8 protein-coding genes are annotated in these 7,666 nt (G+C 34.1%); all 8 read right to left on the bottom strand.

Annotation, left to right across the window (positions count from 1 at the left end; translation table 11 throughout):
* Window positions 1-89: 89 nt before the first annotated feature.
* Entirely contained in the window at window positions 90-530 is a 441-nt protein-coding gene (locus tag GHD00_RS17990; protein WP_163539591.1) for a HEAT repeat domain-containing protein, read from the bottom strand.
* A gap of 138 nt (window positions 531-668) precedes the next feature.
* Window positions 669-1,217, bottom strand: coding sequence for a chlorite dismutase family protein (locus GHD00_RS17985; RefSeq protein WP_163539590.1), 549 nt, complete (start codon window positions 1,215-1,217; stop codon window positions 669-671).
* 218 nt (window positions 1,218-1,435) lie between these two features.
* On the bottom strand, window positions 1,436-1,702 hold the full coding sequence (locus tag GHD00_RS17980) for a hypothetical protein (protein ID WP_163539589.1): 267 nt from the start codon (window positions 1,700-1,702) through the stop codon (window positions 1,436-1,438).
* 728 nt (window positions 1,703-2,430) lie between these two features.
* Window positions 2,431-3,960: a DUF1565 domain-containing protein gene (locus tag GHD00_RS17975; protein WP_240468747.1), complete on the bottom strand. Its 1,530-nt coding sequence runs from the start codon at window positions 3,958-3,960 to the stop codon at window positions 2,431-2,433.
* Window positions 3,961-4,643: 683 nt separating this feature from the next.
* Window positions 4,644-5,069 (bottom strand): SRPBCC domain-containing protein, encoded by a 426-nt coding sequence (locus GHD00_RS17970; RefSeq protein ID WP_163539588.1) that lies wholly within the window; start codon window positions 5,067-5,069, stop codon window positions 4,644-4,646.
* 648 nt (window positions 5,070-5,717) lie between these two features.
* Window positions 5,718-6,254: a hypothetical protein gene (locus tag GHD00_RS17965; RefSeq protein WP_163539587.1), complete on the bottom strand. Its 537-nt coding sequence runs from the start codon at window positions 6,252-6,254 to the stop codon at window positions 5,718-5,720.
* A 191-nt stretch (window positions 6,255-6,445) separates the two neighbouring features.
* Complete coding sequence (locus tag GHD00_RS17960; protein ID WP_163539586.1) at window positions 6,446-6,889, bottom strand: hypothetical protein; 444 nt, start codon at window positions 6,887-6,889, stop codon at window positions 6,446-6,448.
* A gap of 570 nt (window positions 6,890-7,459) precedes the next feature.
* Window positions 7,460-7,666, bottom strand: a complete 207-nt coding sequence (gene copZ / locus GHD00_RS17955) for a copper chaperone CopZ (RefSeq protein WP_163539585.1) — start codon at window positions 7,664-7,666, stop codon at window positions 7,460-7,462.

Here is a 7,666-nt window from a genome sequence, read left to right as displayed (position 1 = left end):
TATAAAAATGGAACTTCCTAGTTTATGGAAGTTCCATTTTTATAATATCGGCTTGTTAAACTAACGCACCCGTTAATGCAATATAGGAATTACAATTTAAATCCCTTTTTCTCAAAAGCAAAAGATGCTCTTATCCTAACGTATTCCTTATCATCATTTAGTAACTTTTTTAGAATATTTTTTATTTCTTGTTCATTTTCATTTATTTCCCCAAGTCCATAGGCTATTTGCCACCTTGCATCGTGGTCTGGAAACGATACCGAGTGTTTAGCAATGGATAGTAATTGAGGTGGATTTTCTATTAAAGTATCAATAATTATTTCGCATTCGTTGTCTCTCGCTAAAATATATAAAAATTCGTTTATTAGGTCTGGACTCCATTTTTCAACAGGGCTATCTTCAATTAGCTTGTTAACAAAGTGATATATTCTGTCCCAATGGAGGTATTCAGTTTCCCATTCTCCAAAGGATTTATCTGCTGGTTTAGCCCAATTCTTAAATAGTTCAATTTCTAGAAGCAATTCACGCATAGTACACTCCACTCCAATATTCATTTGGTCTTTTAAGTGGAACTTTCTAGATAAGCACCCCTTTACTTAAAAAAATTAATCTTAAATCATTTTTTAATTATACTTTTAAAAACGATTATTGGTTTATCTTATGGAAAATTAGTCTAAAGCCAATCTAATATCTACTTCTCGCTCTACATACTTCCACTCAAGTGTAGTACGAAGACTTGATACTAACTCTTCGAAATCCCTAGAATAATCTGGAGAATATTCAAACCAAGTGATAAAATCAAATGGTTCACCAAGGTCACGCGAGTGGTGTAATCTTCGTGCAATGGCAGGCAAGTGTCGTAGTCCTATTTTAATATGTTGAGACTGTTCCTCCAAAATCTCACGTCTTTCGTCCTGTGCAAGCTCCCACCATTCAACTGATTTCTTTATTGGTATCAATGCAGCACAAGTATCTTCTTTTCTACCAAGTGGCGGTGAATGCTTATTTAAATGTTCTTTCTCTTGACTTGTGGTATAACGCAAGTTGCTTGTTACACCCCGTAGTATCCAATTTGTGTTGAAAGAAGGATTTTCTACAGAACCATCAACTATTTGGAGTTTCTCAACTGGTTCCATGGGTTTTCCAACTACATTTTCAATTTTGACAACTTTCCAAGGTCCTTGAACTCCACCAACAAATGAAACTATTTTTGACATTTCCTACTCCTTTCCCTCAATAAATGAGAACCTAATAATAGGATTCATACTACTATAATCTGGAAAACATATCTATTCTGTTGTAAGTAAGTCTACAAATTATTTTAAGTAACTAGTTGTCAGTATCCATACTTAGGAATCGTAATTCTTTGTAAAGAGTATCTAAATATTGATTCTTGTACTAAACTGCCATTTAGTGATAAAACACATATGCTTGATTATTGGTTACCAAAAAAACCTAAATATAAAAACAATAAACCTAAACATATGTTAACGATTTTAATAAACCACCACGGAAACATACTAAGTAATCCAAAAAGTGATAAACCGACAACCGATTTTTCCGCATCTTCATCATACTTTACTTTACCCATCTTAATAGGTTTGTATGGTTCTTCGTGATGATCCTTTTTGTGTTTAATTCCCAATATTAATAATGAAATACCTATAATTATCACAATATTTCGCCCAACCTCAAATTCCACGATCCCACCCCTTCATTAGTAAAAAAAGTTCTTCATTTATTTTTATGATTATCTAACGATTAACTTTCAATAATTTGGGATTAGTGGGATCGTTTTTAATATATTGCAACTTCGACTTACCAAGCAGCTGAAAATATCACAAGGTTAAGTACCAAAATAAAAAAGTACTTTGTCAAAATAGTACTTAAACCACCATTAAGTACCAAAATTAATAACCACACGACCAAAAATGGCACTTATAACGGTCATAAGTGCCAAAATCAAGACTAGATCTAATAAACTTGGTACTTAACAGCTGAATAAATACCAAATCAATAAGAATTACAATGAAAATAACACTTATCGTCCTCGATTGACGATCTACTTGTTAAATACTAGCCCGATTGTTTAAGTGAAACGCTTCACATGAGAGTTTCTCTCTTTAATTTAATATACAACAAAATTAAAAATGCCACCCTATGGATAGCTTAATAATGCTGACTTTTTATACTTTCAAAGGATTTCTTTGTGCTTTCTAACCTTATAATACGAACCAGCTAATAGAAGCCCATTATAGTGCTAAGAACATTTTTATTAACAAAAATACGTACATTAACAAAAAAACTTGAATTTTCCTAAAACTAAATAAAGCATAAAACTTGCAATTGCATTCACTAGAAAAATACACTTTTATTAAAAAAAGAGAGAGACACCCAATATGAGGTGCCTCTTTCAGTGATCATAATTCCTTATTTTATCAAAGCATTCGCTACTAGAGTCAGACTATGTGCTGTTTCCTCATCTATATGCTTTCCTGATTGAGCCTCTAACTCATTAATAAAACCAGACAGATTATGGTTCTTTAGTTTCATCTGGAGACTTCTTTCAATTCCATGATTATCTATATTTCCGGATTGGGCGTATACTGACACTAGTTTTTGTAAGGTTACAAAAGGATCATTTTTGTCAGCAAGGTAGCCTAAACCGTTTTGGTAAAGCGGACTAGTAGGTACAGGTTTCATAAATGTCACATCAGGTAAACTGCCGTCTGATTTTCTAGGTGCAGTTAATTGTTCCATATCCATACTTTCAAAATCATCAGCAGTGACATCAAGACCACCATCTATGGTCCAAGAATTATTCGTTATATTTTCTTGCGGAGTCTTATCATTGTCTAAATTTGATGTTAGTGGACCCTCATAAGCAATGTTATTGTGTAAAACTTCTCGGTAACCAGGGATGTCTTCTGTACTAGTTGGACTGACACGCTCTAGCATATTGAAGTTAGCACCATAGCCAGGATTGGAAGCCGTGTTATTAATCCAATAAGCTGATTGCCCTGGCTGATGATTCGCATAAAAGTTATTACCTCCGTTATTAACAGATAAATTATTTATAACGGTATGAACTGGCAATGGATCTGGAAGTCCCTCTGTTATATAAGCATATCCGCCGACTTTAAACCCATTTTTGTCGCCTATACGCTCTTGATTACCATTATGATTAAAAGCCCAGCTATTGATATGAGTTACTGGCCCATTTGAATTGATACTGTCAAATCCATCATCACTGTTATTCCATGCACGGCTGTTAATGAACCAAACTGCTTCTCCATGAGCACCAAAACCATCTATATTTCCAGCTGATCTAGGAGTTGGTCCAATGTTGTTATAAGCATCTGTATTTAGAACAACTCCTGTCCCATTGGCAAAATAGTAAAAACCATTTGCTTCATTATTATAAGCAGCCATATTCTCGAAGTTCGCTTCACCACCAATTCTAAAAGCTTCGGACTGCTTTTGGTCACCTACTTTAACTCCAGTCACATCAAATCCGATGAAATTGATATCAGTAACTTCTCTTCCTATGTAAAAAGCAGCTACACGTTGATCAGTTGGTACATTACTGAAATCAAAAACAGGTCTTTCGTCTCCAGGATAAGCCTGATAGGTAATCCCGCTCTTATAAATATCATGCACAAAATGATAAACAGACTCGTGCAGATTATCTGTATCTTGATCAAACTCAAACTCATCATAAACTCCGCCACGAATATATACGGTATCCCCAGAGGAAGCTTCGGCTTGCGCCTTCATCAAACTTTTAAATGGCTCACTTTTAGTTCCTGGATTGCTATCACTACCAGTTGGAGATATGTAGTAAATTGCCGAATTCGATCCCGTCTCCGTATAACCCTCTGCATTCGCACTAACAGTATTTGTCGTAAGCACGGTTGCAAGCATACAAATAGTCATAATCAAACTTCCAATTTTTTTCACAAAAAAGTCTCCTCTCGTTAATGATTTTTCCGAGTTAAATGCCCTTGCTTTAAATGTTTGATAGATTCCTTATTTCCCTGAACAAGGAGTATAGGCACAACAGGTTACTTAAAGTCACCTCCTTTAAAAGCATATAAAGAAAACTCGTCGATTGACGAGCCTTTGGCGAAGTCAGAGACATAGTTGCACTTATCTATATTCGCTAAAATTGTCCACTACGTCGAAATTGCTTCCTTGGCAGTGCCTATTCCTTTAATTGATTTACCATTTAAACGGGCCAACTCAGATCTGTTTCTCACATTTTCAGTTACTTGATCCATTCACTTTATCAATTAATCTTGGGTAACTGCTTCATGTCTTACACTTAGATTAAACCGCTTTCATTTTTATTGCAATCATCATTTTTTGCAGAGGGTTAAACCCTTGATACAACAAGTTTTTTTTACGCTCTTTGCACTTTATTGCATTTTTAGTATTTTCTTGAAATATACCCATTTAATAGGTGATCCCATTAATTCCAGTACTCGGATTCATTTTTACAAAGCAGGTTTCCTAAATTTTAAGAAATCTGCTTTTTTTGATATATCTAGTTCCACAATCGTGCCTCGATTGTGGAAGATAATGATTCAAATCTTATTGAAGAAAAGCACGCGATAGTTGAATAACTATTTCTTTTTAAGTAACTATACTTCCAACTCACGCTCATATTCTTGACGTATCTTTCCAGCCCGTTCCTTATCAAACGTGAAACTTTCTCCACGTAATGTGGCATCAATTGCTTCACTAATCATCGTCCATCCTGTAAGGTCCCGAAGTGATTGCTCATTTACTTCGTTGACTTTAAACGTCATCAGCAACTGTCCATCCTCTTCCACTTCAAATCGTATGTAACTTCCGTACCAGTCAAATCCATAAATCTTACCTTCTTTAAACTCTCGAATAGGTAACTTATGAAATTCACCATTCCCGAAATCAAAAATTATGTTACCACCGTCACGTAGTTGGTGCATTCGAAGTTCTGGATGCCACTTATTAACATAATCTTCATTTGTTAATACTTCCCACACTTGCTCTGACAAATATTCGTGACTGTTTGTAAACGAAGCCATCCACCATCAGCTGTTTTCCGAAGTTCTCTTTTTATCACTTTTTATACCACCTTTTCATTGTCATTTCTTATACTTTAACCAAAAGGATACTTCTTCTTCAACATAACTGCCCTTTAGCATAATTATATTTATTCAATAAAGAAGGGTACTTATCCTTCATGTTTGAAGAAAGGGACTTAAATTCCCTGCTAATGTGTTTTCAATTGACTGACCAAGCTTTGATCATATCACAAGGTTAAGCACCATAAAGAAAACTCGTCGATTGACGAGCCTTTGGTGAAGTCAGAGACGTAGTTGCCCTTATCTATATTCCTAAAATTGTCCACTACGTCGAAATTGCTTCCTTGCTGACAATTTATACTTCCTATACGGAAATAAAAAAGTAATTTGTCAAAATAGTACTTAAACCACCATTAAGTACCAAAAACAATAACCACACGACCAAAAATGGCACTTATAACGGTGATAAGTGCCAAAATCAAGACTAGATCTAATAAACTTGGTACTTAACAGCTGAATAAAAACCAAATCAATAAGAAATACAATGAAAATGACACTTATCGTCCTCGATTGACGATCTACTTGTTAAATATTCGCCCTTCGTTTGTTTAAGTGTAATAATTCACACAATAAGATGAAGTTACATTTTTAGTCTTCTAAATCAAAACCTTCGATTAAATTACTAACTTCATTTAAGACTTTATATTGCTGGCTTAAACTTTTTTCCTCTATTGTATTTCGATAATCAAGTGTTTTAACCACATCATCAACATATGATGTATATTCTTCTAATTTTTGCATATCGTCATTATCCATCCTATCCATTGTTCGTTCGAATAGTGCATTCCCAATCGCTTTGGATGTGTAAGGACTATTTATTATGTTTATATTCTCAGGAATTTCCACATTCTCACCAATAGGTGTATAAGTTCTCGTTAAGACTTCATTATGATATATGATTCCATATGCCGATGTTAATGCTTTGACAAATTCCTCTTTGTCATCTTGATTTTCTAGTGCTCTTTCCAATTCAAACAGTGCTTCCTCTTGTTGTGTTGAATATTGAGTAATAATTCCTTTTTTAATAGTCTTATTTTCTTGATAAAAAGAAAATCCAAACCAAATCAAAGCAATATTTAACACTATAGAAATCATAGCAATTACACTTATTTTCCGCTTAGACATCTTACTCCTCCAATCTATCAATAAATTTTTGTTTTTAAATTAACCTTCCCTTTAACGCAATAAGGTCTACGTTTCTTGTTCCAGATAAGCCTCCATTAGGAGACCCATATACTTTAATTTCACTTTATTTATCTTATATTTCGGTAGATGTTTCTATTTATTGTTAGTTTTATCTCTTTGTATCGAGAAATTTATTCGGTGTATGAAACTTTTGTAAGTTTTAAAGGGATAGACTCACTTTTTTGTCCCCAATCCATTTTAAAAGTAAGTGAAGCATCTTCTTTTAGATAGGAATCAAATGCAGTGGATTCATACCAATTTTGGGGTGGGATTACACCAAATTTTCTTTTTTTACTAGTACCCGAAGCTCGTGATTGTATAATATCAGAACCAGTGATTTTCCATTTAAAATGAGTACCTAGTTCGTAATCATCTCCTATATAATCAATCATTGGTCTTTCTGAATAATGATACTTTCCTTTTTTATTCTCGTTAGGGGATTGACTTACTTCAAAATGAACTTTAAAATTTTCACTTTTTCCTTCAAACACTAGATGGTTAGGAATCTCTTCATTTGAGCATCCAACCAACAAAAGAATCATTAGTCCTAACAATGTTGTAATCTTTTTTTTCAAAATTATATCTCTCCCTACAAAATATTTAAATACTTATTCCACTAACCTGCCACTTTAACACAACATCACCTTTTTCAGCGGATTTTTCAGTGTAAATTTTTCCACCAAAATGCAACATGTCATTATAATTCCTGCCATTTAGCATAATTACATTTATTCAATAAAGAAGGGTGCTTATTCTTCGTGTTGAAGAAAGGGACAATTTATGCTTTCCTATACGGAAATAAAAAAATACTTTGTCAAACTAGTATTTAATCCAACATTAAGTACCAAAATGAATCACCATACGACCAAAAATGGCACTTATAACGATGATAAGTGCCAAAATCAAGACTAGATCTAATAAACTTGGTACTTAAGAGCTGAATAAATACCAAATCAATAAGAAATACAATGAAAATGACACTTATCGTTTGCCTAACAGAAAAGACGATTGCAGCTTATTCCACAATCGCCCCTTCTTTCACAAATCAGATAGTGAATCGCCAATATAGTACCTACTAATGCTAACCCTAGAGAGCGTATACCTGAATGGTACACTCCCGAGGGTTGATTTCCATTAGAAAATGATTAAGCCTCCACATCATAGCCTTGTTCTTCAATAGCTTCTTTCAAAGCATCAAATGTAACTTTTGAGTCATCATAGGTAACATCCACACTACCCGCGTCTAAATTAACTTCAGCAGCTGTAACGCCATCTAAATCTTTTAATGCACCTTCCACTGACATTTTGCAGTGACCACATGACATGCCTTGAACGCTTATTGTCTTTTCCAT

Origin of the sequence: Gracilibacillus sp. YIM 98692 (assembly GCF_010993965.1) — a bacterium.
Taxonomy (GTDB): domain Bacteria; phylum Bacillota; class Bacilli; order Bacillales; family Amphibacillaceae; genus Gracilibacillus.
Note: the sequence above shows the minus strand (reverse complement) of the source record. Positions and strands in the feature narration are given on the sequence as shown.

Bases quoted from the DNA above. Each gene is read 5' to 3' on its own strand.
- GHD00_RS17985 (WP_163539590.1), bottom strand. From the start codon at position 1,217: ATGTCAAAAATAGTTTCATTTGTTGGTGGAGTTCAAGGACCTTGGAAA.
- GHD00_RS17970 (WP_163539588.1), bottom strand. From the start codon at position 5,069: ATGGCTTCGTTTACAAACAGTCACGAATATTTGTCAGAGCAAGTGTGG.
- GHD00_RS17990 (WP_163539591.1), bottom strand. From the start codon at position 530: ATGCGTGAATTGCTTCTAGAAATTGAACTATTTAAGAATTGGGCTAAA.
- copZ (WP_163539585.1), bottom strand. From the start codon at position 7,666: ATGGAAAAGACAATAAGCGTTCAAGGCATGTCATGTGGTCACTGCAAA.
- GHD00_RS17965 (WP_163539587.1), bottom strand. From the start codon at position 6,254: ATGTCTAAGCGGAAAATAAGTGTAATTGCTATGATTTCTATAGTGTTA.